Below are 23,192 nucleotides of genomic sequence, written 5' to 3'. Positions count from 1 at the left end.
CTCCGGCAGCAACGTGACTTGCGTCCGAGCCTCACCCTCAATGAACCGTTTCATGATCGTCCCCGCCACGATCTCGACGATCAGAAGGTTAGACAATCACTGGCGTTTTCACACAGCCTGGGTCGATTGCAGCCTAATTGTGCCTGTTATTAATCCGCCCAAACCCCAGGCATCAACGGTCGCCAGGCCGACCTGCATCAATCCACGCCTTCACCTGCTTCATGCTCAACCGATAGCGAGCGCAGTTATGCAACGCCAGGAGCTTCAGTTCACTGCGCAACAACGGCTCAAACTGCTCCTTTTCTTCTGCTGACAGATCCAGCCCGCCCACCACCTGCTGCACCGTCAGACGCTCGCGCACCACCGCATTGATCGCCTCGTTCAACCACTCCCGATAGTGAAGACGAACAGGGTCAGGCACCCCCATGGCTTCGATCATCACGCCATACTTACTGATGGAACGCCGATAAACCCAAACGAACAGATCAGCCGCCATGGCCATGTCCCGCTGCTCGTAAACACCCATCATGGCCAGGGCGTAGTCCTGCGGGTCGACATCCAGGAACGACAGCGGCGAGCAGTTGTAGAGCATCAGCGGGATGTTTGCTGCCAACCGGCTCGTGCGCTTGTTACCGTCTTCGAACGGTTGCAGGTATGCCAGGTTTATCCACAGGAAGAAGGCCGCTTCGATCGGATTCTTGATCTGCCTCGCCTTATCCAGCACCCGCTCGAACATTTCTTCCAGCAACGAAGGTAGCTGGGTTGGAAAATAGGTTGTACCGCTGATGTTGACGACAGTCTGGCGAATGCTGCCAAGCGCAGTCCCATCTGCCAGCAAGTCCTGCATCAGCAAGGCGTGCAGATTGCTGATCACTGCCGAGTTGAGGCCATATTCAGGTACCGCATCGACCATGAATTCGATTGCAGCCTTGTGATTGAGCAGCATGACCGCGTCCAGATCGCCGTCCGTGACACCACTTTTGAAGAGCCTTTCTGTATCGAGCAGGGAGTAACGGTTACCCTCCAAGCGCGACGATGACCAGGACAGGTCGATCAGCAGGGGTTCCAGCACCTTGCGGGCATAAGTGCCTGCTGGCTGCTGGCCGCGCATCTGCCCTTCGACTTCGAGTGCGGCAGCCTGGTTACGGGGCAGCCATGCGCTGTGATTCGGTTGGTAGTTATCTACCAATTCCCGCTGGTATGTCACCACCTCGCGCATTGCCAAAGGCTGAAGCAGCGAGGCGCGCAGAGAGCGGCTTTGCGGTGACCAGGGGATCTCGGCGAAGCCATTTGATTGCGTATTGATGCCAGCAGACGGCGGAACAGCGACCTGTCGATACCGTCTGGTACGGCCATCTTTCTCGCGCTCGACCTTGCCCGAATCCAGCAAGAGTTCCAGATGGCGCTTGACTGTCGACCAGCTCGCGTCGAGGCGTTCGGCCAATTCGCGAGAACTGAGGGCCTGACCACGGCGCAACTCGGTCAGAATCTTGTTGGGTAAAGTCATGGTATCTCCGGATCCAGCTCAATACAGCTCAATATAGCTCAATGCAGCTCAATGCAGCTCAATGCAGCTCAATGCAGCTCAATGCAGCTCAATGCAGCTCAATAGAGCTCAACCCAGCCCAGTCATCCCAACAAGCGTTGACGGAAAGCAGGCGATGAAGTGGATGGCACGGGCTTCGCCCGTGTTTGCGGGCAAGCCCGCTCCCACAGGAATTGCGCGAGCAGGACAGTTGCTCCCACATAGGAATCGCAACCTGCCATTTTTGACGCCAACTCCCCCGCCACCGCCCTCTGCTCCCATCCATGCATTCAATTGGCCTGCCCACCAATAGTGGCAATAAGCTGTCGCTCGTCGGGTATATACATAAAGTATTGCCAGAATGATGGCTCTTCGCCATATTTGCGCTCCCTTTCACACCACCGCTGCGTGAACCATGACTAAAACCGCGCCCTGGATGGCAGCAATGATGCTGCTCAGCGGGTGCAATGGAATGCCCACCGCAACTGAATCAAACCCTGCCTACGACCAGGCTTTCGTGGTCACCTCCGGTGCCCCCCTGCCGATGCTGCTAATGGCCAGCGCCATTCAGTGGAACGAAGACTACGCCGTCACCGCCAAGCACACCCCGTTCCTGCGCAACGTGGTGCATGAAGGGCTGGGTGACGTGGTGTTCTTCAAGCACAAAGCCAGCAAGGTGCCACAGTGGCGCCAGTTCGTTCCGGGTGAGGCGGTGACGGCGGTGGGCTTCAACAGCTTCATGATGCCGATGCAGGGCAAGGGCCATACCCTGGCGTCCCTGGTGCGCCTCGATGGCACGCCGGGCAGCGTGTTCTATTCGGTGCACGATGGCCCGATCGTCAAGGGCATGTCCGGCGGGCCGTTGTTCGGCGAAGACGGCAAGGTACTGGGCATCAACGTCGCCTACATCGCCAAGGACAGCATCGACGCCCGCAGCCGCCCGGACCTGGCCGGCACCCAGCGGGTCAGCGTGTTCATGTCGTACAGTGAAATCGACAAGGAATGGCGCCGCTTCCAGTACCTGGCGCACAAGGGCAAGCCCCATGGCAAGCCAGCTGCAATCAAGGGCTACGTGGCGGTGGCGAGCAAACCCTGACGGAAACGACAGGCTGCGGCGCGGCGGGCGGGGCGGTGTGCTATCAATTAATCCACGCCATCACACCTGCCGGTTGCGCGGGTGCCGCCAACACCCAATGGAAGAAGGATCTGCCATGCACCTCACCCACCGCCCCGTTCAGTCCGGCGACATTCCCGTGATCTGCTGCTTCCCCCAGGGCCCGGACGAGCTGTTCTACATGTTCCCCAAGGCCACCTACCCGCTCACCCCCTTGCAACTGAGCGACGCCATCGCCCAGCGCAGCGCCTCCACCGTGGTCGAAGGCCAGGGCCTGGTGCTGGGCTTTGCCAACTTCTACAAGGCCGAACACGGCGGTGTTTGCGCCCTTGGCAACCTGGTGGTGGCCCCTGCCGCACGCGGGCATGGCGTCGCCCGCTACCTGGTGCAGTGCATGATCAACCTGGCCCGCGAGCAGTTCGCCGCACGGGAGTTGTGGGTGTCGTGCTTCAACCACAACACCGCAGGGTTGCTGCTTTATCCACAGCTGGGGTTCGTGCCGTTTGGCGTTGAAGAACGCCAGACATGGGATGGCACCCGCGTGGCGCTGGTGCAAATGAAGCAGGTATTGGGCTAGCGGGAGGTGGCATGAGGCTGTACGAGAAGGTCTACACCCAAGGCACGAATGACTTTCAGAACGGTGTCGAACCGAGGCTTTGCGCCCGGGCTCAAGGCTTTGTACAGGCTTTCCCTGCCCAGGCCGCTGTCGCTGGCGATCTGGGTCATCCCTCGCGCACGTGCGATATGGCCCAATGCCCGGATGATTTCTTCGGTATCCCCGTCCGATAGCACTTGGCTAAGGTACTCGCTGATTGCCTCATCGCTGTTCAGCAAGGCTGCCATATCGAACGGAATTAGCTTTTCACTCATTTCATATCCTCCAACAGCTTTCTGGCCTTGCGAATATCTGCAGCCTGCGTGGATTTGTCACCGCCGACCAGTAGCAGCACCAACCTTTGACCCTTGAGTGTGAAATAGACACGATACCCGGCCGCTACATCTATTCGAAGCTCACCAATGCCGCCCCCAAGCCATTTAGTGTCACCAAGATTTCCCATAGCCGCTCGCTCCAGTCTGCGACCGATTGCAAGCTGAGCCCTCAAATCTCTCAAACTGGATAACCAGTCAGCAAAGCTTTCCGTTTGTTCTACAAGAAACACAAGCGACCACCCAATAGTATCCGTATGGATACACCCTTTACAAGTATTGACGCGCCCCACTCTGTCGCGCCTCTCCTGCATTGGGAATTCAGAGCGATCTTTAAACGTGGTCAGAATTGTCTCTGTGCTTCCGCTATAAAATCCTTTGCAACATTCCCCCTCGAAGCTTCAATCCCCTCCGACCTCAGAGTGTTCACGCCCTGGGTTTCGAGGTTTCCCGTGTGAAAGACGCCATCGCACGCAAATACTCGTGTGGAGGGGATGTGGTGAGGTCGCGCAGGTCAGACGCGCACATAGCGCTGGCGCAGTACATCGCTCAGCGCATCCACCAGCAATACCAGCACCAGCATGGCCAGGATCACCGTGCTGGCCTGGGCCTCCTGGAACAGGCTGAGGGTGGTGTAGAGCATCTGCCCAAGCCCTCCAGCACCTACAAGGCCCAGCACGCTGGCCATGCGGATGTTGTTCTCCCAGCGGTACAAGCTGTAGGCCAGCCATTGCGGCCACAGGTTCGGCAAGGTGCCATAGCAGAACGCCGCCAACTGCCCGCCACCTTGCAGGCGAATCGCCGCCGCGGGTTCCTCCGGCGCATTCTCCAGCGCCTCGGCGAACAAGCGCCCCAGCACCCCCGAGGTATGCAGGGCCAACGCCAGCGTACCGGCGTTCGGCCCCAGCCCCGCCGCCAGCACGGTCAGCGCCGCCCACACCAGCTCCGGAATGGCCCGCAGGGCATTGAGCAGCAGCCGCGACAGCGCTTGCAGCAGCCCGCCGAAACGCCCCGCAGCCGGCAACGCCAGCAGCATCCCCAGCAGCATGGCCAACAATGTGCCCAGCCCCGACATGGCCAGCGTTTCCAACGCACCCCGGGCCACCGCCTGCAAGTGCTCGGCAGAAAAGTCCGGGTGCAGGAAGCGCGCGGCATATTCGCCCATCTGCCCCAGGCCGCCGTCCCCCAGCAGCGCATGCAGGTCCAGTTGCAAGTAGCCGAACGAACCCACCACCGCTGCCACAATGGCCGCGATCACCAGCAGGTTGAGCAACCGGTTCATGCCAGCCGCCCGCGCAACAAGCGGCTCAGCCCATCAGCCAGCAGCACCAGCCCCAGAAACGCCAGCAGCATGGTTGCCACCTCGCCACCGGCGAACATGCGCATGGACAGGTCGATCTGCTGGCCCAGGCCACCGGCCCCGACGAAGCCCATCACCACCGAAGCGCGCACCGCGCACTCCCAGCGGTACACGGTGTAGGACACCACCTCTGCCGAAGCACTGGGCAGAATGCCGTAGCAGAACGCGGCCAGCCGCCCGCTGCCGGCCTGCAGCAAGGCATGCGCCGGGCGCTGGTCGACCGACTCGAAAATCTCGGCGTAAACCTTGCCGAGCATGCCGCTGTAGGTGATGGCGATGGCCAGCACCCCAGCGGTAGGCCCCAGGCCAACGGCGCGCACGAACAGCAATGCCCAGACGATCTCCGGCACGCTGCGCAGGAAGATCAGCACGCCACGCACCGGCAGGCGCAGCAGCCGCGACCACACCCCGGCGTGGCCACCCCGGGAGGCCGCGCGCAGCGACAATGCCCGGCTGGCCAGCAGGCTGGCCGGAACCGCCAGCAACAGCGCCAGGGCCATGCCAGCGGTGGCGACCGCCAGGGTTTGCAAGGTGGCTTCGTACAGCAGCTTGAGGAATTCATCGCCATGGGCCGGTGGCCAGAACGCGCCGGTGAAGCTGGCGATCTGCTGACGGTTGTGCGCCTGCAGCAGCACCCACGGGTTCAGTTCGCTCAAGCGCAGCCCAGGCCACAACACCGCCAGCGCCAGCAGGGCCAACAGCAGGCGCGGCCAGGCGGCAGGGTCGCGGGCACCGGCCTTCAGCATCGCGGAATCTGCACTGTCACCGCAGCCCTCTGGCTTGCAGTTGACGAGGCCAGCTGCTCGTTGGCGTACAAGCCCGCGAGCAACGCCTCGGTCACCGCCTGGGCCGGGCAGTCGAACACCACATCGCCTTCACGGATGCCGATGATTCGGGGGAAATGCGCCAAGGCCAGTTCAACAGCATGCAGGCTGGCCACCAGGGTGACGCCATTGGCCTGGGCATGGCGGTTGAGCAACGCCAGGCTGTGCTCGGCCAGTACCGGGTCCATCGCCGACACCGGCTCATCGGCTAGCAGCAAGTCCGGGCGCTGGTACAGCACCCGGGCAATGCCCACGCGCTGCAACTGCCCGCCCGACAGTTGCCCGCACTGCACGAACAGCTTTTCAGCCAACCCCAACTCGGCCAACACCTGACGCGCACCGAGCACATCGGTCGGGTGCAGCAGGTTGAATAACCCGCGCAATAGGCCCCACTGCCCCAAGCGGCCTGCCAGTACCGCCGTTACCACGCGCTGGCGTGGCGGCAGCGGCGGCGCCTGGTGCACCAGGCCAATTCGCGCACGCAGGCGCTGGCGTGCCCGGGCCGACAGCGCCCAAGGCTGCTCGCCCAACACCTCCAGCTGGCCGCTGCTCGGTTGCAACGCCGTGGCCATCAACTGCAGCAGGCTGGACTTGCCCGCCCCGGAGGGGCCGATGATCGCCACCCGCTCCCCCTTGCCGATGCGCAGGCTCACCGCACCGAGCGCACGCATCTGGCCATGGCGCAGGCCCGCGCCCTGCACATGCAGTGTCACTTGAGCAGGCCGGCCTCACGCGCGGCTTGTTCGGTACCCACGTAGTTCTCCGGCTTGGTCTCGATGAAGCGGCTGGCCGCCTGCAGGTCGAGGATGGCCTTGTGCTCCGGGTTGGCAGGGTCCAGGTCGAGGAAGGCTTGCTTGATCCTGGCCTTGAGCGCCGGCTCCATGCTGCCGCGCACCGTCCAGTTGTAGTCGTAATAGGCCGGTGTGGTGGCGAACACCTTCACTTTGCTGGTATCGACCTTGCCGGCATCGACCAGCTTCTGCCACACGCTGGCATTGAGCACCCCACCGTCGACCTTGCCCGCCTGAACCCAGGCCACGGTGGCATCGTGGGCGCCGGAATAGGCCACACGGCTGAAGTAGCTCTCAGGCTTGATGTTGTCTTCCTTGAGCATGAAGTAGCGCGGCATCAGGCTGCCGGAGGTGGAGGAGATGGAGCCGAAGGCGAACGACTTGCCCTTGAGGTCGGCCAGGCTCTTCACCTCGGGGTTGGCGGTGATGAACTTGGAGGTGAACTGGGCGTCCTGCTCGCGCTGCACCAGTGCCGTGGCGCTGGGGTCTTTGAGATGCACCTGAACGAAGGTGAAGCCACCCAGCCAGGCCAGGTCCAGGCGGTTGCTGGCCAGCGCCTCGACCACCGCCGGGTAGTCGGCCACCGGCACGAACTTCACCTCCATGCCCAGCTTCTGTGACAGGTACTTGCCCAGTGGCTCGAACTTGCGCAGCAGTTCGGTGGGGGCCTCGTCGGGAATGGCACTGACCCGCAAGGTTTCTGCAGCCTGGGCAACAACGGCGCAGCACGACAGCACAAGGCCGGCGGCCAGCGCCAGGGAGCGATTGAGCATGGCAATTCTCCGGGGCGGTTGCAGACGAAGCCGGCGGTGGTGCCGACGCTGGGAAGTATAAGAGGCCCGGGCGCGATGGCCAGTTTTGCTAAACTCGCGCAACGACTCACCCCTTCGCGAGGTGCTTATGAGCGAGCCGATCCGCCTGACCCAGTACAGCCACGGTGCCGGATGTGGCTGCAAGATCTCTCCCAAGGTACTGGACGTAATCCTCGCCGAGAGCGGCGCCCAGGCCCTGGACCCGAAGCTATGGGTAGGCAATGCCTCCCGTGACGATGCGGCGGTGTACGCTCTGGACGACGAGCGCGGGGTGGTGTCGACCACCGACTTCTTCATGCCCATCGTCGATGACCCTTACGACTTCGGCCGCATCGCCGCCACCAACGCCATCAGCGATATCTACGCCATGGGCGGCGACCCATTGATGGCCATTGCCATCCTCGGCTGGCCGATCAATGTGCTGGCCCCGGAAGTGGCCCGTGAAGTGATTCGCGGTGGCCGCGCCGCGTGCGCCGAAGCGGGCATCCCCCTGGCCGGCGGCCATTCCATCGACGCCCCGGAACCGATCTTCGGCCTGGCCGTCACCGGTGTGGTCAGCAAGCGCCACCTCAAGCGCAACGACACCGCAACCGCCGGTTGCCGCCTGTACCTGACCAAGCCGCTGGGCATCGGCATTCTCACCACGGCCGAGAAGAAGGCCAGGCTGCGTGAGCAGGACCAGGGGGTAGCGCGGGACTGGATGTGCAGGCTGAACACACCGGGTAGCCGTTTCGGCAAGCTCGACGGGGTCAAGGCGATGACCGACGTCACCGGCTTCGGCCTGCTTGGCCACTTGGTGGAGCTGGCCGAGGGCAGCGGCCTGACCGCGCACTTGGATTATGCCGCCGTGCCGCGGCTGCCGAGCGTGGAGCATTACCTGGCCGAAGGCTGCATTCCCGGCGGCACCCTGCGTAACTACGACAGTTACGGGCACAAGCTCGGCGCGTTGAGCGAGGCGCAGAAACATCTGCTGTGCGACCCGCAGACCAGCGGCGGGCTGCTGGTGGCCGTGGCCCCGGAGGGGGAAGCGGAGTTCTTGGCTGTGGCGGTTGAACTGGGCCTGAAGCTGGCGCCGATTGGCCGGTTGGTGGGGCGACAGGCGCACGCGGTGGAGGTTGTCTGAAGCGCGCCGCCTGGGCGGCGCATCGCGAGCTTTGCTCGCTCCTACGGGGGGCCAGGCCGACCCTGCGCAGATCTCGTAGGAGCGAGCGCAGCTCGCGATGCGCCGCGCAGCGGCGCTCGTCCCCTGCCCTCAATAAGTCCCGCGCAAGGTCACCATGAAGTTACGCGGCTCGCCATAGTAGTTGCCATAGGTCGAAGTCCCGACCGTCTCGTAATACTTCTTGTCGAACAGGTTGTTGCCGTTGAGCGTCACGTTCCAGTGATCGTCCACCCGGTAGTCAAGCAACGCATTCCAGATCGCATAGCCGCTCTGTTGGTAGTCGAACGCCACCGTCTGCCCGCCAGTGACCGCCGTACCACTGGTGTAGGTCGCGCTCTGCACCTGCACGCCGCCGCCCACCTTAAAATCGCTGAGCACGCCCGGCAGGCGGTAGGTGGTGTAGAGCTTGAACAGGTGCTTGGGCGTCACCGTGCTCAGGGGCGAGTCGGCCGTGCGGTTGCGGTTGAGGTTGAAGGTGTAGCCCCCCACCAGCATCCAGTCCGGCAGCAGCTCGCCGGACATCTCCACATCCACGCCCTTGCTCACCACCTTGCCAGTGGAGACGTAGCAGCAGCTGCCCGAGAAGCCAGCACTGGTGAAGGCGTAGGCCGGGTCCTGCACCGCCTCGTTTTCGCGGGTGGTGTAGTACAGCGCCACACTGGTGTTCACCGCCCCATTGAACAGCTCACCCTTCAGGCCCGTCTCGTAGGTTTTGCCGGTCATCGGCTCCAGCGCGGTGCTCGAACCTTCCGGGCCGGCCAGGCGGCTCGATTGCGGCTTGAAGATTTCCGCATAGCTGGCGTAGGCCGACCATTGATCGTCCAGGTCGTAGACCAGCCCGGCGAACGGCGTGACCTTGGTGCCGATGCGCTGCTCGGGGCTGGAAACGCTCGCTGGCGTGGTCAGCGCATTGGTGTAGGTCTGCCAGAAGTGGAAGCGCTGGGCGCGCGCGCCGAGAATTACGTGCAGCGGCTCGGCCAATTGCAGGCGCAGGCTGCCGTACAGGCCATATTGGCGCTGCGAGTTGGGGCTGTAGTCGCGCAGGTACGGCTGCGCATTGCCCGGGTTTTCGAACGCTGTGCTGTCTGGGTCGAACAGGTTGGCCGGCGCGCCCGAAGCGGCAAACGGCGCCGTGCCCTGCCAACGGCTGTCGATACGCTGGTAGTCGGCACCGAACACCACTTCATGGTCCAGGCCAAATGCCTGGAAGTGGCCGGAAACGTTACCGTCGTACAACTGCTGCTCGTTCTCCTGGCGAACCCGGGTGCCGTACCAGGTCGCCCCGGTGCCGGTGGCGGCATTGACCGCGTTCAGGGTCGTGGCGCTCTTGAACAGGCCCAGGTCCCAGGTGTTGGTGTAGCTCAGGTTGAGCTTCCAGTCGTCGTTGAAACGGTGGTCGACCTTGGCGAAGTACTCGCGCGCCGTGGCGTCGAGGTAAGCCCATTTCTGCGTCAGGCCCGTGTGCCGCGGCAAGTTCAGGTCGGCACCGTTGCTGTAGCGCGGCAGCGAGTTGTTGGTGCCGGTCTCGTGGGCCTTGTTGTAACGCGCACCAAAGGTAAGCAGGGTGTCGTCGGTAACATCTGCTTCGAGCACACCGTAGGCCAGGGGCCGTTCGGTGGCGCGGTTGTCATAGAAGTACTGGCGGTCGGTATTGGCCAGCACCAGCCGCCCACGCAGGCGGCCATCCCAACCCAGCGGCCCGGACAAGTCGATTTCCTGGCGATAGTTGTCCCAGGTGCCGGCCGAGAGGGTCAGCTTGAGCTGGTTGAAGGCGGTGGGCCGCTTGCGCACCAGGTTGATGATGCCACCTGGGTCGCCGGTGCCGCCGTACAAGGCCGAGGTGCCGCGCAGCACCTCGACGTGGTCGAATTCGGCCATGTCGAAGATGTTCGACGAGTAGAACGAGCCCATGGCAGTACCGAGCGACTGGGGGGCGGCGCCGTCGATCTGCAGGTTCTGGATGCTGAACCCGCGCGAGAAGAAGTCCTGGGTACGGAAAGTGGTGCTCTGGGTGACGATGCCTGGGGTCACCTTCATCACCTGATTGATGTCGGTCAGCTGCTGGTCCTCCATCAACTGGCGGGTCACCGTCGACACCGACTGCGGCGTCTGGCGCAGGCTGGTAGGGCTCTTGGAGCCCACGCTGATCAGCCCCGGGGCGTAGGAGCCTGTGTTCTCGGTACTTTCGCCCATGCCCTGCCCCGCCACGGTGGTGGCGCTCAGTTCCACGACTTCGCCACCGGCTGCAGCCTGCGGCTCGGCCACCAGGCGGTAGCCATTGCCGCTGCGCTCGCTGCGGTAGCCACTGCCGGCCAGCAGCACGGCAAAGCCGCTGTCGACCGAATACAGCCCCTGCAGGCCCGCGCTGTGCTGGCCGGCCAAGGCTTCGGAAGGAAATGCCAGCGGCACGCCGGCCTGCTGGGCGAACTGGCCGAGCACCTGGGCCAGGTTGCCCGCCGGTACATCGAAGTTGCGGCGGGCAGCTTCCTCGGCCACGGCGGGCAGGGCCAGGGCTGGCAGCACCAGGCCGGCGCAGGCCAGGCGCAGGCACAGCGCCAGCGGGCTGAGGGAGGGTTGGCCTGTAAATCGGCGCATGATCGAACGGCTCCTTTGCTTGTCTTTTAAGGTGTTGGCCTCTTGTTTGACGGGCCATGCCAAAAAAGCGGAACCGTGAATTTCACCGCGCCTGGGGCAGGCGCTCGACCGTGGTCCACCAGCGCCCCACGCCGCCGATGCGAATTGGCAACGCTTCGGCCAACAGGCGCAGGGCACGTTCGCTGTCATCCAACGGCAGTACCGCCGACACCTTCAGCCCCTGCATCGCCTGGCGGTCGAAGCGCAACACGCCGCGACGTTGCGCGGCCAGTGCATCGAGCACTTGGTCCAGCGGTACGCCGTCGGCCACCAGCTGGTGGTGTTGCCAGGCCTGCTCGACCCGCTGTGGGTCAACCGCCGGTAACGGCCCGAGGCCATCGCGGGCAACCCAGGCGCGCTCACCGCGCCCGGCCACCAACTGGTCGCCAGACACCGCACTACGGGCCTCGACCCGCGATTCGAGCATGGTCAGCTCACTGCGCCCAGTGCTACGGCTGACCACAAAGCGAGTGCCCAGGGCGCGGAAACTGCCCTCTTCTGTAAGCACCAACAATGGCCGCGCCGCGTCATGGGCCACTTCGATCAGAATTTGCCCCTGGCGCAAGCGGATACGCCGCTCGCTGGCGGTGAACTGCACATCGACCACGGCGTTGCCGGCCAGGGTAAGGTGCGAGCCATCGGCCAGCACTTCGCTGCGCCACTCGCCAGGTTCCGTGTGCAGGTCGGCGAACCAGGTGGGCGGGGTGACACCGGTGAACGGCAGCGCGCCCAGTACCGACGCCGCCAGCACCAGGCCGATGACAGCGCGGCGGCTGAGCGATGCCGGGCGTGCGCCCTGCGCCGCCACCTTGAGCGCTGCCGCCACCGGCTGGCGCTGCGGGCGCAGGGCCTGCAACTGGCTGACCACGCCCTGCATGCGCTGCAGGGTGGCCTGATGGCGGGGGTCGGCATTCAGCCAAGCCTTGAATTCAACCTGCTCCTGGGTATCCAGGTCACCTTCGCCCAGGCGCAGCACCCACTCGGCTGCTTGTTCCTCGATGCTCACGGTTCGGCGTAATCCAGCGAGCGATGACAGTGCACCAGGGCCTGTGCCAGGTATTTGCGCACCATGCGTGTGGATATCTGCAGGCGTTCGGCGATCTGCGGTTGGCTCAACTCGTCCAGGTAATAACTGACGAAGGCCTCGCGGGCCTTGGGCTGCAGGCCCTCCAGCAGAAAGGCGATCTGCTCCAGGGCCTGCAGGGTGATATGAACCTGCTCGGGCGACTGGTGCCCTTCCAGGGCCTCGGCGGCCAGCGCCAGTTCAGCCAGGTAGGCCTGTTCGATCTGCTGGCGCCGCGCCCGGTCGATCAGCAACCGCCGCGCCGTCGTGCTCAGGAAGGCACGCGGTTCACGCATGCTCAGCAGCGCATCGCGCGAGGCGAGGATACGCACGAAGGTGTCCTGTGCCAGGTCGGCGGCATTGTGCGGGCAACGCAACTTTCGCCGCAGCCAGCCGAACAGCCAGCCGTGGTGCTCGCTGTACAACTGGTCAAGCGGGTACGGGCTCGGGGTGTCGGCAGAAGGCATGGTGCACCGCGGCGTAAGTGAGAATTGTTACCGGATAGTAGCTATTCGCCGTCTCACTATGCAACCTACTGCCCGGGGCTGAGTACTCGCTCCAGCTCCGCCGCCCGCTCGCGGGTCTGGTCCAGCACGCACATGCCACCTTCCAATTGCGCCAGGGTTCCGCCGCTGGCTTGGACATGGAACTTGCAATTGGCATCGCGATACGCGATCCATTGGCGCTGCACATCGCGCAGGCTCTTCTGCGGTGCCGCGCCCAGCTTCGCCATCAGTTGTTTGTACACCCGGTTCAGGCGGTCGTCCTGCAGCTTGGTTTCGGCCTGGATGCACGCGCTCATGGCCACTGTACTGGAGGCCTTGTCCATGCACTGGGCATACGCCGGCGAGTTGTCGTCGGCCAACGCGAGCGGCGCGCAAAAGGCCAGGGCCATCAGGTAATGTTTCATCGCTCATCCCTCTAAAGCGTTTGTACAGGCTCAGGCGGCATCAGCACCCTGCCCGGTTCGAATTGCAGTGCTGGCATTTGGGTCGCCGCATAGGCAGTAACCGCTAGCCCCGCAACCAGCACGACATCCAGCCAGTTCCACGCCGGTACATCGGCGCTGCTGCGTGCGCGCCAGCACTGCCAGGCCTGGCCTGCGCAGAACACCACAATCGCCGCCAGCCACAGGTAGAAGCCTGCGCCGAAGCCGATGCGGTGGGTGAATTCGTAGCTGATATTGTCCGGCAGCCGCTCGATACCGAAGCTGCTGGCGGCCAGGTACAAGGCGGCCAGACCAAGCAGCAGGGCCAACCTGCGCAGGCGCCGATGGCAGAGGATGGCCACCGCCAACAGCGGGTTGGCAAACCACTGGAACATGCCGAAGGGGATGCCCCACGGGCCGTATAGAAACATCTGCAGCGCTGGCATATGGCGCCCAGCAGTCATCACGGCGCCGTCGAAGGCCAGGCTGAGCAGGTACAGCGCCAGGCTGAGCGTGAGGTAGAAGGCCGGTAAACGGGCGCCCAGGCTCATACGACAGGGGGCTCCAGCAGCAGGCCGTACAGGCCAGAGTCGGACAACTCGCCGGCCACGCACCAGCGTGCGCGCAGCGTGCCTTCAAGCACGAAGCCCTGGCGTTCGAGGGTGCGGGCCGAGCCTTGGTTGCGTGGGTCGATCTCGCCTTCCAGGCGACGCATGTGCAAGGTGTGGGCGAGGTAGTCAATGAAGCAGGTCAGCGCTTCGTCCATGTAGCCACGGCCTTGCACGGCGCTGGCCAGGCAGTAGCCGATCTCCCCGCGGCGGGAGATGTCATCGATATTGAACAGCTGGACCATGCCGATGAGTTCGCCATTGTCGCGGCGGTACATGCCCAGCTTGAGCTGGTCGCCATTGGCGTAGGCTTCGCGGTCGGCGGCCAGGGCGCTTTCGGCTTCGGCCAGGTTTTGCCAGGGCGCGTGGTGCCAGTAACGCATGACCTCGGGGTCGGCCATGATCGCCAGCCATTGCGCGGCGTCGGCATGGCGCATGGGGCGCAATTGCAGGCGCGGGCTGTCGAGGCAGAGGTCAGTGGGGAAACTGCGGGGTGGGGTCACGCCGGATCTCCTGTCCATTGCTGGGGAGATGACAGTTTAACGTCATGTGGAGACCGTGGGGGTATGTCTTGAGGGGTGTGTTGGTGCGCACATCGAGCGCCGCTGTGCGGCGCATCGCAGGCAAGCCTGCTCCTACAAAGGGCCGCGCGCGGTGGCCACATGAGCACTGGCCCGAAACAGATGTAGGAGCAGGCTTGCCTGCGATGCGCCGCGCGGGCGGCGCTCGATCTCTCAGGCGCTGAAGATATTGTGGCAGGCACCTGGTGGCCCTGACGCAATCTCCCTGCCCACCGCCCGAAACACCACGAACCAAATCCCCCAAACCACCCTACTCCAACCGCTATAGCCTAAAGAACAAACCATCACGAGGAAGGGAACATGGATCGTCCCCACGCACGGCACCTGCGATTAGGCCGTTTTTCAGAAACCAGCCGACTGTACATGCTCACCAGCATCACTCAGTCGAGAAGACGAATTTTCCGGGATTTACGGTCGGCCCGACTGTTGGTGGGCGCATTGCGCCAAGCGCAAGAAGAAGGCGCGGTCAGATCACTTGCCTGGGTAGTGATGCCCGATCATTTCCACTGGCTGATCGAGCTCGGCCCAATCAGCCTGAAGCGGCTTATGCGCAGAGTGAAGTCACGCAGCACCATGATGATAAACCGCCACAACCATCAATCTGGACAGCTCTGGCAAAGGGGCTTCCATGACCACGCCTTGCGCAAAGACGAGGATGTGCAAGTGGTAGCGCGGTACATCATCATGAACGCCGTGCGAGCCGGGCTGGTTACAAGTGTCAGGCATTATTCACATTGGGACGCACTATGGCTGTGATGCCGCCGCGAACACGTAACCGCCAGATCAAGCTACCTCTGCCCCATCATCCGGCCAATGCGGCTCATTGGCCTCCGGCGGGGTCAGCGGCGGCAGCCCGTAGGCCGCTCGTGCATCGTCGCAGCTGGGGTTGTGCACCCCACCCTCCCACGACGCGTCGAACTCGCGGCAGGGGCTGGAGCGGTTGGCGTAGATGGTGCACGCCACCTCCTGGCCAATCTCACCCTGCAGGCTAACGCAGCGGCAAGGCTTGGCATCGGTGCCGATCATCGCGACCCGCGTCGGGTTGATCTGCACCACCAGGTCATCCGGCACCACACCGCCGGCAGACTGGCATTCACCCCAAAAGAAGGACACACGGAAAAACCCGCAGCAGGCGCCGCAGTCAAGGCAAGGGTTATATTCGGACATGATGGCACGGAGGGAAGGTTGTTGTTATCGGGGCTGGGCCCGCGCGCCATTTGTAATCGAAGCCAGCTCGGCTGAGAAGAGGGGTACAGCAAAAATAGTTGGCCGCTGATCGGCAACAGCCGGGCCCGCCGCAGCGGGCCCGGCTAATGCATTACTTGCGGCTCAAGCCATCGGCCCGGAACATCTGGCGGATGCCGCGAATCGCCTGGCGAATGCGGTCTGGGTTTTCGATCAGGGCGAAGCGCACATGGTCGTCGCCATAGTCGCCGAAGCCGATGCCCGGCGACACACACACCTTGGCCTCGGCCAGCAGCTTCTTGGCGAACTCCAGCGAACCCAGGTGGGCGTACTGCTCGGGAATCTTCGCCCACACGTACATCGACGCCTTGGGGTTCTCGACCATCCAGCCCAGCTCGTGCAGGCCCTTGACCAACAGGTTACGGCGCTGGCGGTACTGCTCGGCGATATCGCGCACACACTGCTGGTCGCCCTCCAGCGCAGCGATGGCCGCCACCTGCAGCGGGGTGAAGGTGCCGTAGTCGTGGTAGCTCTTGATCCGCGCCAGGGCGCTGACCAGCTCAGGGTTGCCGACCATGAAGCCGATCCGCCAGCCGGCCATGTTGTAGCTCTTGGACAAGGTGAAGAACTCCACCGCAATGTCCTTGGCGCCCGGCACCTGCATGATCGACGGGGCCTTCCAGCCGTCGTAGACGATGTCGGCATAGGCCAGGTCGTGCACCACCAGCACATCGTACTGCTTGGCCAGGGCCACCACGCGCTCGAAGAAGTCCAGCTCCACGCACTGGGCGGTGGGGTTGGACGGGAAGCCGAGGATCATCATCTTGGGCTTTGGGATCGACTCGCGAATCGCCCGCTCAAGCTCGTTGAAGAAGTCCACGCCCGGCACCAACGGCACGGAACGCACCTGGGCACCGGCAATCACCGCGCCATAGATATGGATGGGGTAACTGGGGTTGGGCACCAGCACCGTGTCGCCCTGGTCGAGGGTGGCCAGCATCAGGTGGGCCAGGCCCTCTTTCGAGCCAATGGTGACGATGGCTTCGCTTTCCGGGTCGATATCGACCGCGTAGCGTTCCTGGTACCAGTTGGAGATAGCCCGGCGCAGGCGCGGGATGCCGCGAGAGGTGGAGTAGCCATGGGTGTCTTCGCGCTGGGCAACCTGCACCAGCTTCTCGACGATGTGCGGCGGGGTGGCGCCATCGGGGTTGCCCATGCTCAGGTCGATGATGTCCTCGCCACGGCGGCGGGCGGCCATCTTGAGCTCGGCGGTGATATTGAAGACGTAGGGGGGAAGACGATCGATGCGCGCGAAACGGCGCGGCGAACCTGGATTGGCCATGGTTTCCTCTGGAGACGTAAGCGCCCGGAACCGTCCGAGCGACGCTGGCTGCTGTGTGGCGGCCTGAGTCAGAAGATAGTGCCGAAAGAGGATTCGTGTAAAGGGTAATTTCCTGTTTTGTTAGGATTTTTTAGTCTTATTTTTTGAAAATCAGGCGTTTACGTTTTCAGGGCATGCGTGTCCTTGTAGGAGCGGGCTTGCCCCGCGAAGAGGCCCTTACAGGAAAACACCCATAAAAAAACCCGGCACATGGCCGGGTTTTCGTGAAGCAGGCGCCTCGATCAGCGCGCGTAGGTCATCAGCACGTCGGCTGCGGTCTGGCTGTCCACCGACATCATCACGCTCAGGGCGGTAACGGTGAGGATGGAGAAGCCGAACACCTTGCGCGCCCACTTGCTGTCGTCCTCGGCCTTGTAGCCACCCCAGGCCATGTACAGCCAGTACAGGCCCATGGCAGCTGCCACGGCCAGGTAGCCGAGGCCGGCGTAACCGCCGAGGGTGAGCATCAAGGTGGCGAGCACGAAGGCCAGCACGTACAGCACGATCTGCTTCTTCGCAGCCAGCACGCCACGTGCCACCGGCAGAACCGGGATGTTGGCAGCGCTGTAGTCCTTGAAGCGGAAGATCGCGATGGCGAAGCTGTGCGGCATCTGCCACAGGCTGAACATCACCAGCAGGGTCACTGCAGCCAGGTCGAAGCTGTTGCTCACGGCGCAGTAGCCGATCACCGGAGGCATGGCACCGGACAGGCTGCCAACCAAGGTGCCGTGCACCGATTTGCGCTTCAGCCACAGGCTGTAGAAACCGACGTAGACGATGAAGCCTACCGCTGCGCAGAACGCCGACAGCGGGTTGGCCTGGACATACAGCAGGCTGAAGCCCGCCACCCCAAGCAGGGTGGCGTAGGCCAGCGCGAGGGTCAGCGACATGCCGCCCTGCACCATGACGCGGTTCTTGGTGCGCTCCATCTTGTGGTCGATGTCACGGTCGATGCAGTTGTTGAACACGCATCCGGACGCGACCACCAGCGAAGTACCGATCACCACCGCCAGGAACAGGGCGAAGTCCACATGGCCCTTCGAGGCAAGGAAGAAGCCGCCTGCCACGGAAAGCACGTTACCGAAAATGATCCCCGGTTTGGTGATTTGGATAAAGTGCTTAACGGACATGCAGTCTTACCTCACTTGGCCATCATTTCGAAGTGGATGCTGAACATGATCCACAGCGACAGGCCGACCAGCAGAGCGATTACCATCGCGGTGAACAGGAACGTCGACACGTTGGAACGTTGCTCTTTCGAGCGGTCCATGTGCAGGAAGTACACCAGGTGTACCACTACCTGAATCACAGCCATGGCCACGATGATCAGAACGGTCAGGTTCTTCGGCAGGCTGCCAGTCATGGCCAGGCCAAACGGGATCGCAGTCAGGATGATCGACAGGATGAAACCGATCATGTACGACTTGACGCTGCCGTGGTTACCTTCGTGATGAGTGTCGTGTGCGTTAGCCATTACAGAACTCCCAGCAGGTAGACGACGGTGAATACGCAGATCCAGACCACGTCCAGGAAGTGCCAGAACAGGCTCAGGCAGCTCATGCGGGTCTTGGCGGTCGGCGTGATGCCGTGCTTGTTGATCTGGTACATCATGATTGCCATCCAGATCAGGCCGGCGGTCACGTGCAGACCGTGGGTGCCTACCAGGGCGAAGAAGCCCGACAGGAAGCCACTGCGGGTTGGGCCGAAGCCCTCGCCGATCAGGTGATGGAATTCATAGATTTCCATCCCGATGAAGCCTGCACCGAACAGGAAGGTCACGGCCAACCAGCCCAGTACGCCTGCTTTCTTGCCAGCGAACATCTTCAGCATGGCGAAGCCGAAGGTGATCGAGGACAGCAGCAGGAACAGCGTTTCCACAGCTACGAAGTCGAGCTGGAAGATGTCGTGACCCGACGGGCCGCCGGCAAAACTGCCGGACAGCACCGCGTAGGTGGCGAAGAGCGACGCAAACAGGATGCAGTCGGTCATCAGGTACAGCCAGAAACCGAGGACGGTCATCTGGCCCGAGTCGTGGTGGTGGTCATCGTGAGCATGGTCATGACCATGCGCGCCACCGTGGATTACTTGACTGGACATTGATTACACCCGTTCAAACGATTCGACACGTGCGCCGGCAGGCAGAGCACCTGCTTGGGCCAGCGCCTTCAGACGCTCGCCTTCGATGCGCGCCACTTCTTCGGCCGGAACCATGTAGCCCTGGTCGTCACGTGCAGCGTGGCGAACGAAGACTGCGATGGTTGCCAACAGGCTCGCGCCCACCAGCCACCAGATGTGCCAGATGAAGGCGAAGCCGAACACGGTCAGGAACATACCCATGAACAGACCGGTAGCGGTGTTGTTCGGCATGTGGATCGCTTCGTACTTGCCCGGCACCTTGTAGGCAACACCGGCTTCCTTGGCTTCGTTCCAGCAGTCCAGGCCAACTTTTTCTGGCATGTGGGCGAAGTTGTAGAACGGAGGTGGCGAGGAAGTCGACCATTCCAGAGTACGGCCGCCCCATGGGTCGCCGGTCACGTCCAGGTTCTGCTCGCGGTCGCGGATCGAAACGACGATCTGGATCAGCTGGCAGGCGATACCGAACAGGATCAGCACGGCGCCGACAACGGCTACGTACAGGTAGGGTTCCCACAGTGGGTTGTCGGAGTGGTTCAGACGACGGGTCATGCCCATGAAGCCCAGGGCGTACAGCGGCATGAACGCAACGTAGAAGCCGGAGATCCAGAACCAGAAGGCAGCTTTGCCCCACTTCTCGTTCAGCTTGAAGCCGAACGCTTTTGGCCACCAGTAGGCGAAGCCGGCGATGTAGCCGAATACCGCACCACCAATGATCACGTTGTGGAAGTGAGCGATAACGAACAGGCTGTTGTGCAGCACGAAGTCAGCACCTGGAACAGCCAGCAGAACGCCGGTCATGCCACCGATCGAGAAGGTGATCATGAAGCCCAGGGTCCACAGCATCGGTGCGGTGAAGCGCACACGGCCCTGGTACATGGTGAACAGCCAGTTGAACAGCTTCACACCGGTCGGAATGGAGATCAGCATCGTCGCCAGGCCGAAGAAGGTGTTGACGCTGGCGCCGGCACCCATGGTGAAGAAGTGGTGCAGCCATACAGCGAAGCCCAGCACGGCGATGGCGCCCGATGCGTAGATCATCGAGTGGTGGCCGAACAGACGCTTGCCGGAGAAGGTCGAAGTCACTTCCGAGAACACGCCGAAGGCCGGCAGGATCAGGATGTAAACCTCAGGGTGACCCCACGCCCAGAACAGGTTGACGTACATCATCGGGTTCCCACCAAGCTCGTTGGTGAAAATGTGGAAGTCCAGATAACGGTCAACAGTCAGCAGCGCGAGTGCAGCGGTCAGGATCGGGAACGAAGCCACGATCAGCACGTTGGCCCAGGTGCAGGTCCAGGTGAAGATCGGCATGTCCATCAGCTTCATGCCAGGTGCGCGCATCTTCATCACGGTGACGAGGAAGTTCACGCCGGTCAGTGTCGTACCCAAGCCTGAGAGCTGTAGCGCCCAGATGTAGTAGTCGACACCCACCCCAGGGCTGTACTGAATGCCCGCGAGCGGCGGGTAGGCCACCCAGCCGGTCTTGGCGAATTCACCAACACCCAGCGAGATGTTCACCAGCAGCACGCCTGCCAGCAGCAGGTAGAAGCTCAGGGAGTTCAGGAACGGGAAGGCAACGTCACGTGCACCGATCTGCAGAGGAACCGCCAGGTTCATCAGGCCGGTGAAGAACGGCATCGCCATGAAGATGATCATGATCACACCGTGGGCGGTGAAGATCTGGTCATAGTGTTCAGGCGGCAGGTAGCCTTCCGAGCCACCGGTAGCGGCGGCCAACTGGGTACGCATCATGATGGCGTCGGCAAAGCCGCGCAGCAGCATGACCATCGCGACGACGATGTACATCACCCCGATTTTCTTGTGGTCGACGGTGGTCAACCACTCGGTCCACAAGTAGGTCCACTTGCGGAAATAGGTGATAAGACCGACGACAGCGAGACCCCCGAGCGCGATCATGGCAATGGTCACCATGACTATCGGCTCGTGGAAGGGTATCGCCTCCAGGGTTAATTTACCGAACATCTCTTACTCCTCTGCACCGGCAGCTGGTTGCGCACTCGACTCGGTGGTGGCCAGATCTTTGCTGCCTGCTTCTTCGTGGCTCGGACGACCGCGGTTCATGCCTTCGTACTTGTCGACGATCAGCTGGAACTGGTCAGGCGAGGCCTCGCCATACAGCGCGACTGGGTTGTTTTCGCTTGGTTTGGCCAAGGCGTCGTAGGTGGCCTTGTCCAGTTTCAACGGCGACTGCTTGACCTCGGCGACCCACTTGTCGAAGTCTTCCTGAGAGGTCGCATTGGCCTTGAATTTCATGCCGGTGAAGCCAGCGCCGCTGTAGTTGGCGCTGATACCGTCGAACACGCCATTTTCGTTGGCGATCAGATGCAGCTTGGTGGTCATGCCCGCCATCGCGTAGATCTGGCCACCCAGGCCCGGGATGAAGAACGAGTTCATCACGGCGTCGGAGGTGACGCGGAAGTTCACCGGGACGTTAGCCGGGAAGTTGATCTGGTTGACGGTGGCAATGCCCTGCTCTGGGTAGATGAACAGCCATTTCCAGTCCAGCGCGACCACGTCGATCTGGATCGGCTTCACGTCGGAATCCAGTGGACGGTACGGGTCCAGCTTGTGGGTCGACTTGTAGGTGACGTAACCCAGGGCGATGATGATGATGATCGGGATGATCCACACCGCGGCTTCGATCTTGGTCGAGTGCGACCAGTCTGGGGTGTAGGTGGCAGCCTTGTTGGAAGCACGGTACTTCCAGGCGAATGCCACGGTCATGATGATGACCGGAATAACCACCAGCAGCATCAGGCCGGTAGCGATCAGGATCAGGTTCTTTTGCTCAATGCCCACCTGGCCCTTCGGGTCGAGCAGGGTCCAGTTGCACCCACTGAGTAAAAGCATGCCTAAAAAGGGCAATATGCCAAACAGTCTGGGGTAACGCTTTTTACTCATCTCACGACCTCTAGATCAGCTTGCTTCAATGCAATTTGTGTTTTGGTAGCCAACACTTCGTCCTGCCAAGTGAGGCATTTCGCGCCCGTACTCGCTCCTGCCGGGGGTCCGACTGCAGGACCTTGGCGCAAAGCGTGTTAGCGGTGCTTATGGTTTCGTAGGCAACAGGCCTGTACTTCAGACCAAGTCCATTTGGTGCGGGAAAACGCGGAGGGGGGTCCGCCCGGTATCGCCGTTGGGCGAAACTTGACGAAGTCAGCAAAAAGGAGCGCTGGGGCTTCCTTCAATCCTGCGACTCGCAAGCAGTGCCGAACGGAAATTGGGGGCGATTGTAGATAGGTCGCCAACCCTTGACTATGACTTATTGAGCAACAGTCTTTTACAGATTGCGCAACAATAGCACCCAGCGAATCAACTTCGCGACAGTTTGTCGCACCCCGCTTGCTAGTCCCTAAACCCGCATCCTGCAAGGCTTAGAGCTTGATCCAGGTCAAGCGGGGGAGGCTTTTTCGCTGTTCACATCCGCTGTAAAAGACCCCACCGAATTTGGGACTTATGTCTAAGGGCGGCGCCGATTGCGGTAAATGCCCAGCGGAACCAGGATCGCCGTCATCACGAACGCGACCAATGCCCACTGCGCCAGCGACAGGCCGAGAACCGGCGGGTACGGCGTGCTGCAGAAGCCGTCGACCTGGAACACCAGCGGCCAGAGCTTGGCCAGGGGTAGGTCATCGACGATCGGTTGCAGGGTATCGATGCCGCAACTGACCATGGGGTTGGCGAGTATATACACATGGTTGCCCGCCGCAATGATTCCGCCAATCGCACTGAGCACCACCAGGCCTTCGAAGAAGGTCAGGCTGCGGCGCCCGGGCATGGCGGCGGCAATGAACGCGAAGAGGGCGATAAAGAGCAAGGCATAGCGTTGCAGGATGCACAGCGGGCATGGCGCCTCGCCCAGTACCACCTGCATGTACAACGCACCGCCGATCAGCGCCAGGCAGATCAGCCCCAGCAGCACCAGAAAGCGCCGTTCCCGATTCAGGCGCGAAGATTGTTCGTTCATTGCCGATTCCTTCGATGGATAGGGGGCAGCGTGTTCCGCCTGCCTGGGCGCAAGTCTACACGCAGGTATGACCAATTAGCGTGTCGGGGAAGCGGCGAGACAGCACTGCGCAGGGCTATCCGGAGAAGCTGAGACAGGCATTGCCGGGATCGGTTCAACACCGGCCGGTGAAA

Annotated in this window: 25 protein-coding genes; 4 read left to right on the top strand and 21 right to left on the bottom strand. The window is 62.4% G+C overall.

The window, feature by feature from the left end; all coding sequences use genetic code 11:
- Positions 1-172: 172 nt before the first annotated feature.
- A complete protein-coding gene (locus F3J44_RS20055) occupies positions 173-1,507 on the bottom strand; it encodes a Fic family protein (RefSeq protein WP_167275340.1) in 1,335 nt (444 codons plus the stop codon).
- A 490-nt stretch (positions 1,508-1,997) separates the two neighbouring features.
- Between F3J44_RS20055 and F3J44_RS20050 the strand changes: the two genes are divergently transcribed.
- Positions 1,998-2,621 carry a trypsin-like peptidase domain-containing protein gene (locus F3J44_RS20050; RefSeq protein WP_205300012.1) on the top strand — a complete coding sequence of 208 codons (624 nt, stop codon included), beginning with the start codon at positions 1,998-2,000 and terminating at the stop codon, positions 2,619-2,621.
- Between the two features lie 115 nt (positions 2,622-2,736).
- Positions 2,737-3,216 (top strand): N-acetyltransferase, encoded by a 480-nt coding sequence (locus F3J44_RS20045; RefSeq protein WP_167275338.1) that lies wholly within the window; start codon positions 2,737-2,739, stop codon positions 3,214-3,216.
- Here the strand turns inward: F3J44_RS20045 and F3J44_RS20040 are convergent.
- The 6 genes from F3J44_RS20040 to F3J44_RS20015 form a co-directional block, all read right to left on the bottom strand.
- Complete coding sequence (locus F3J44_RS20040; RefSeq protein WP_167058733.1) at positions 3,213-3,509, bottom strand: addiction module antidote protein; 297 nt, start codon at positions 3,507-3,509, stop codon at positions 3,213-3,215. The two genes, F3J44_RS20045 and F3J44_RS20040, sit on opposite strands and share 4 nt — an antisense overlap.
- Complete coding sequence (locus F3J44_RS30125; RefSeq protein WP_167275337.1) at positions 3,506-3,799, bottom strand: type II toxin-antitoxin system RelE/ParE family toxin; 294 nt, start codon at positions 3,797-3,799, stop codon at positions 3,506-3,508. The genes F3J44_RS20040 and F3J44_RS30125 overlap by 4 nt, the downstream gene beginning before the upstream one ends.
- A 281-nt stretch (positions 3,800-4,080) precedes the next feature.
- The gene (phnE, locus tag F3J44_RS20030) at positions 4,081-4,848 is read right to left on the bottom strand and encodes a phosphonate ABC transporter, permease protein PhnE (RefSeq protein ID WP_167275335.1); all 768 of its coding nucleotides are present in this window, start codon (positions 4,846-4,848) and stop codon (positions 4,081-4,083) included.
- The gene (locus tag F3J44_RS20025; protein ID WP_167275334.1) at positions 4,845-5,672 is read right to left on the bottom strand and encodes an ABC transporter permease; all 828 of its coding nucleotides are present in this window, start codon (positions 5,670-5,672) and stop codon (positions 4,845-4,847) included. The genes phnE and F3J44_RS20025 overlap by 4 nt, the downstream gene beginning before the upstream one ends.
- Complete coding sequence (locus F3J44_RS20020) at positions 5,666-6,463, bottom strand: ATP-binding cassette domain-containing protein (protein ID WP_205300010.1); 798 nt, start codon at positions 6,461-6,463, stop codon at positions 5,666-5,668. Before F3J44_RS20020 ends, F3J44_RS20025 begins: the two co-directional genes overlap by 7 nt.
- Positions 6,460-7,314: a putative selenate ABC transporter substrate-binding protein gene (locus F3J44_RS20015; protein WP_167275331.1), complete on the bottom strand. Its 855-nt coding sequence runs from the start codon at positions 7,312-7,314 to the stop codon at positions 6,460-6,462. The genes F3J44_RS20020 and F3J44_RS20015 overlap by 4 nt, the downstream gene beginning before the upstream one ends.
- 127 nt (positions 7,315-7,441) lie before the next feature.
- Between F3J44_RS20015 and selD the strand changes: the two genes are divergently transcribed.
- Positions 7,442-8,476 (top strand): selenide, water dikinase SelD, encoded by a 1,035-nt coding sequence (gene selD / locus F3J44_RS20010; RefSeq protein ID WP_167275329.1) that lies wholly within the window; start codon positions 7,442-7,444, stop codon positions 8,474-8,476.
- 129 nt (positions 8,477-8,605) lie between these two features.
- Here the strand turns inward: selD and F3J44_RS20005 are convergent, their stop codons facing one another.
- The 6 genes from F3J44_RS20005 to F3J44_RS19980 form a co-directional block, all read right to left on the bottom strand.
- Entirely contained in the window at positions 8,606-11,110 is a 2,505-nt protein-coding gene (locus F3J44_RS20005) for a TonB-dependent receptor (protein ID WP_167275328.1), read from the bottom strand.
- An 82-nt stretch (positions 11,111-11,192) separates the two neighbouring features.
- Complete coding sequence (locus F3J44_RS20000) at positions 11,193-12,155, bottom strand: FecR domain-containing protein (RefSeq protein ID WP_167275326.1); 963 nt, start codon at positions 12,153-12,155, stop codon at positions 11,193-11,195.
- Positions 12,152-12,679 carry a sigma-70 family RNA polymerase sigma factor gene (locus tag F3J44_RS19995; RefSeq protein WP_167275324.1) on the bottom strand — a complete coding sequence of 176 codons (528 nt, stop codon included), beginning with the start codon at positions 12,677-12,679 and terminating at the stop codon, positions 12,152-12,154. The genes F3J44_RS20000 and F3J44_RS19995 overlap by 4 nt, the downstream gene beginning before the upstream one ends.
- Before the next feature lie 65 nt (positions 12,680-12,744).
- Positions 12,745-13,122 carry a lysozyme inhibitor LprI family protein gene (locus tag F3J44_RS19990; RefSeq protein ID WP_167058760.1) on the bottom strand — a complete coding sequence of 126 codons (378 nt, stop codon included), beginning with the start codon at positions 13,120-13,122 and terminating at the stop codon, positions 12,745-12,747.
- An 11-nt stretch (positions 13,123-13,133) separates the two neighbouring features.
- On the bottom strand, positions 13,134-13,691 hold the full coding sequence (locus F3J44_RS19985; RefSeq protein WP_167275323.1) for a hypothetical protein: 558 nt from the start codon (positions 13,689-13,691) through the stop codon (positions 13,134-13,136).
- On the bottom strand, positions 13,688-14,251 hold the full coding sequence (locus F3J44_RS19980) for a GNAT family N-acetyltransferase (protein WP_167275321.1): 564 nt from the start codon (positions 14,249-14,251) through the stop codon (positions 13,688-13,690). The genes F3J44_RS19985 and F3J44_RS19980 overlap by 4 nt, the downstream gene beginning before the upstream one ends.
- A gap of 378 nt (positions 14,252-14,629) precedes the next feature.
- On the opposite strand from F3J44_RS19980, the gene F3J44_RS19975 reads away from it, so the two are divergent.
- Positions 14,630-15,085, top strand: coding sequence for a transposase (locus F3J44_RS19975; RefSeq protein WP_167275319.1), 456 nt, complete (start codon positions 14,630-14,632; stop codon positions 15,083-15,085).
- Between the two features lie 27 nt (positions 15,086-15,112).
- Here F3J44_RS19975 and F3J44_RS19970 read toward each other — a convergent pair whose 3' ends face one another.
- The 8 genes from F3J44_RS19970 to F3J44_RS19935 all read right to left on the bottom strand — a co-directional run bounded on the left by F3J44_RS19970 (position 15,113) and on the right by F3J44_RS19935 (position 23,019).
- On the bottom strand, positions 15,113-15,496 hold the full coding sequence (locus tag F3J44_RS19970) for a YkgJ family cysteine cluster protein (RefSeq protein ID WP_167058772.1): 384 nt from the start codon (positions 15,494-15,496) through the stop codon (positions 15,113-15,115).
- 151 nt (positions 15,497-15,647) lie between these two features.
- On the bottom strand, positions 15,648-16,856 hold the full coding sequence (gene alaC / locus F3J44_RS19965; protein ID WP_167058775.1) for an alanine transaminase: 1,209 nt from the start codon (positions 16,854-16,856) through the stop codon (positions 15,648-15,650).
- Positions 16,857-17,137: 281 nt separating this feature from the next.
- Positions 17,138-18,025 (bottom strand): heme o synthase, encoded by an 888-nt coding sequence (gene cyoE / locus F3J44_RS19960; RefSeq protein ID WP_167058778.1) that lies wholly within the window; start codon positions 18,023-18,025, stop codon positions 17,138-17,140.
- A gap of 11 nt (positions 18,026-18,036) precedes the next feature.
- Positions 18,037-18,369 carry a cytochrome o ubiquinol oxidase subunit IV gene (cyoD, locus tag F3J44_RS19955; protein ID WP_167058781.1) on the bottom strand — a complete coding sequence of 111 codons (333 nt, stop codon included), beginning with the start codon at positions 18,367-18,369 and terminating at the stop codon, positions 18,037-18,039.
- Positions 18,369-18,992: a cytochrome o ubiquinol oxidase subunit III gene (gene cyoC, locus F3J44_RS19950; protein ID WP_167058784.1), complete on the bottom strand. Its 624-nt coding sequence runs from the start codon at positions 18,990-18,992 to the stop codon at positions 18,369-18,371. The genes cyoD and cyoC overlap by 1 nt, the downstream gene beginning before the upstream one ends.
- A gap of 3 nt (positions 18,993-18,995) precedes the next feature.
- Positions 18,996-21,014 carry a cytochrome o ubiquinol oxidase subunit I gene (gene cyoB, locus F3J44_RS19945; RefSeq protein ID WP_167275316.1) on the bottom strand — a complete coding sequence of 673 codons (2,019 nt, stop codon included), beginning with the start codon at positions 21,012-21,014 and terminating at the stop codon, positions 18,996-18,998.
- 3 nt (positions 21,015-21,017) lie between these two features.
- On the bottom strand, positions 21,018-21,953 hold the full coding sequence (cyoA, locus tag F3J44_RS19940) for a ubiquinol oxidase subunit II (RefSeq protein WP_167058790.1): 936 nt from the start codon (positions 21,951-21,953) through the stop codon (positions 21,018-21,020).
- A 559-nt stretch (positions 21,954-22,512) separates the two neighbouring features.
- Positions 22,513-23,019: a disulfide bond formation protein B gene (locus tag F3J44_RS19935; RefSeq protein ID WP_167058793.1), complete on the bottom strand. Its 507-nt coding sequence runs from the start codon at positions 23,017-23,019 to the stop codon at positions 22,513-22,515.
- Between the last annotated feature and the right edge of the window lie 173 nt (positions 23,020-23,192).

It is taken from the genome of Pantoea sp. Tr-811 (assembly GCF_011752535.1).
Classification (GTDB): domain Bacteria; phylum Pseudomonadota; class Gammaproteobacteria; order Pseudomonadales; family Pseudomonadaceae; genus Aquipseudomonas.
The sequence above is the reverse complement of the archived record's forward strand: the minus strand, read 5'-3'. Positions and strand labels throughout refer to the sequence as shown.

Bases quoted from the DNA above. Each gene is read 5' to 3' on its own strand.
- F3J44_RS20055 (WP_167275340.1), bottom strand. From the start codon at position 1,507: ATGACTTTACCCAACAAGATTCTGACCGAGTTGCGCCGTGGTCAGGCC.
- F3J44_RS20050 (WP_205300012.1), top strand. From the start codon at position 1,998: ATGCCCACCGCAACTGAATCAAACCCTGCCTACGACCAGGCTTTCGTG.
- F3J44_RS20045 (WP_167275338.1), top strand. From the start codon at position 2,737: ATGCACCTCACCCACCGCCCCGTTCAGTCCGGCGACATTCCCGTGATC.
- F3J44_RS20040 (WP_167058733.1), bottom strand. From the start codon at position 3,509: ATGAGTGAAAAGCTAATTCCGTTCGATATGGCAGCCTTGCTGAACAGC.
- phnE (WP_167275335.1), bottom strand. From the start codon at position 4,848: ATGAACCGGTTGCTCAACCTGCTGGTGATCGCGGCCATTGTGGCAGCG.
- F3J44_RS20025 (WP_167275334.1), bottom strand. From the start codon at position 5,672: ATGCTGAAGGCCGGTGCCCGCGACCCTGCCGCCTGGCCGCGCCTGCTG.
- F3J44_RS20015 (WP_167275331.1), bottom strand. From the start codon at position 7,314: ATGCTCAATCGCTCCCTGGCGCTGGCCGCCGGCCTTGTGCTGTCGTGC.
- selD (WP_167275329.1), top strand. From the start codon at position 7,442: ATGAGCGAGCCGATCCGCCTGACCCAGTACAGCCACGGTGCCGGATGT.
- F3J44_RS20005 (WP_167275328.1), bottom strand. From the start codon at position 11,110: ATGCGCCGATTTACAGGCCAACCCTCCCTCAGCCCGCTGGCGCTGTGC.
- F3J44_RS19995 (WP_167275324.1), bottom strand. From the start codon at position 12,679: ATGCCTTCTGCCGACACCCCGAGCCCGTACCCGCTTGACCAGTTGTAC.
- F3J44_RS19990 (WP_167058760.1), bottom strand. From the start codon at position 13,122: ATGAAACATTACCTGATGGCCCTGGCCTTTTGCGCGCCGCTCGCGTTG.
- F3J44_RS19985 (WP_167275323.1), bottom strand. From the start codon at position 13,691: ATGAGCCTGGGCGCCCGTTTACCGGCCTTCTACCTCACGCTCAGCCTG.
- F3J44_RS19975 (WP_167275319.1), top strand. From the start codon at position 14,630: ATGGATCGTCCCCACGCACGGCACCTGCGATTAGGCCGTTTTTCAGAA.
- F3J44_RS19970 (WP_167058772.1), bottom strand. From the start codon at position 15,496: ATGTCCGAATATAACCCTTGCCTTGACTGCGGCGCCTGCTGCGGGTTT.
- alaC (WP_167058775.1), bottom strand. From the start codon at position 16,856: ATGGCCAATCCAGGTTCGCCGCGCCGTTTCGCGCGCATCGATCGTCTT.
- cyoE (WP_167058778.1), bottom strand. From the start codon at position 18,025: ATGTCCGTTAAGCACTTTATCCAAATCACCAAACCGGGGATCATTTTC.
- cyoD (WP_167058781.1), bottom strand. From the start codon at position 18,369: ATGGCTAACGCACACGACACTCATCACGAAGGTAACCACGGCAGCGTC.
- cyoC (WP_167058784.1), bottom strand. From the start codon at position 18,992: ATGTCCAGTCAAGTAATCCACGGTGGCGCGCATGGTCATGACCATGCT.
- cyoB (WP_167275316.1), bottom strand. From the start codon at position 21,014: ATGTTCGGTAAATTAACCCTGGAGGCGATACCCTTCCACGAGCCGATA.
- cyoA (WP_167058790.1), bottom strand. From the start codon at position 21,953: ATGAGTAAAAAGCGTTACCCCAGACTGTTTGGCATATTGCCCTTTTTA.
- F3J44_RS19935 (WP_167058793.1), bottom strand. From the start codon at position 23,019: ATGAACGAACAATCTTCGCGCCTGAATCGGGAACGGCGCTTTCTGGTG.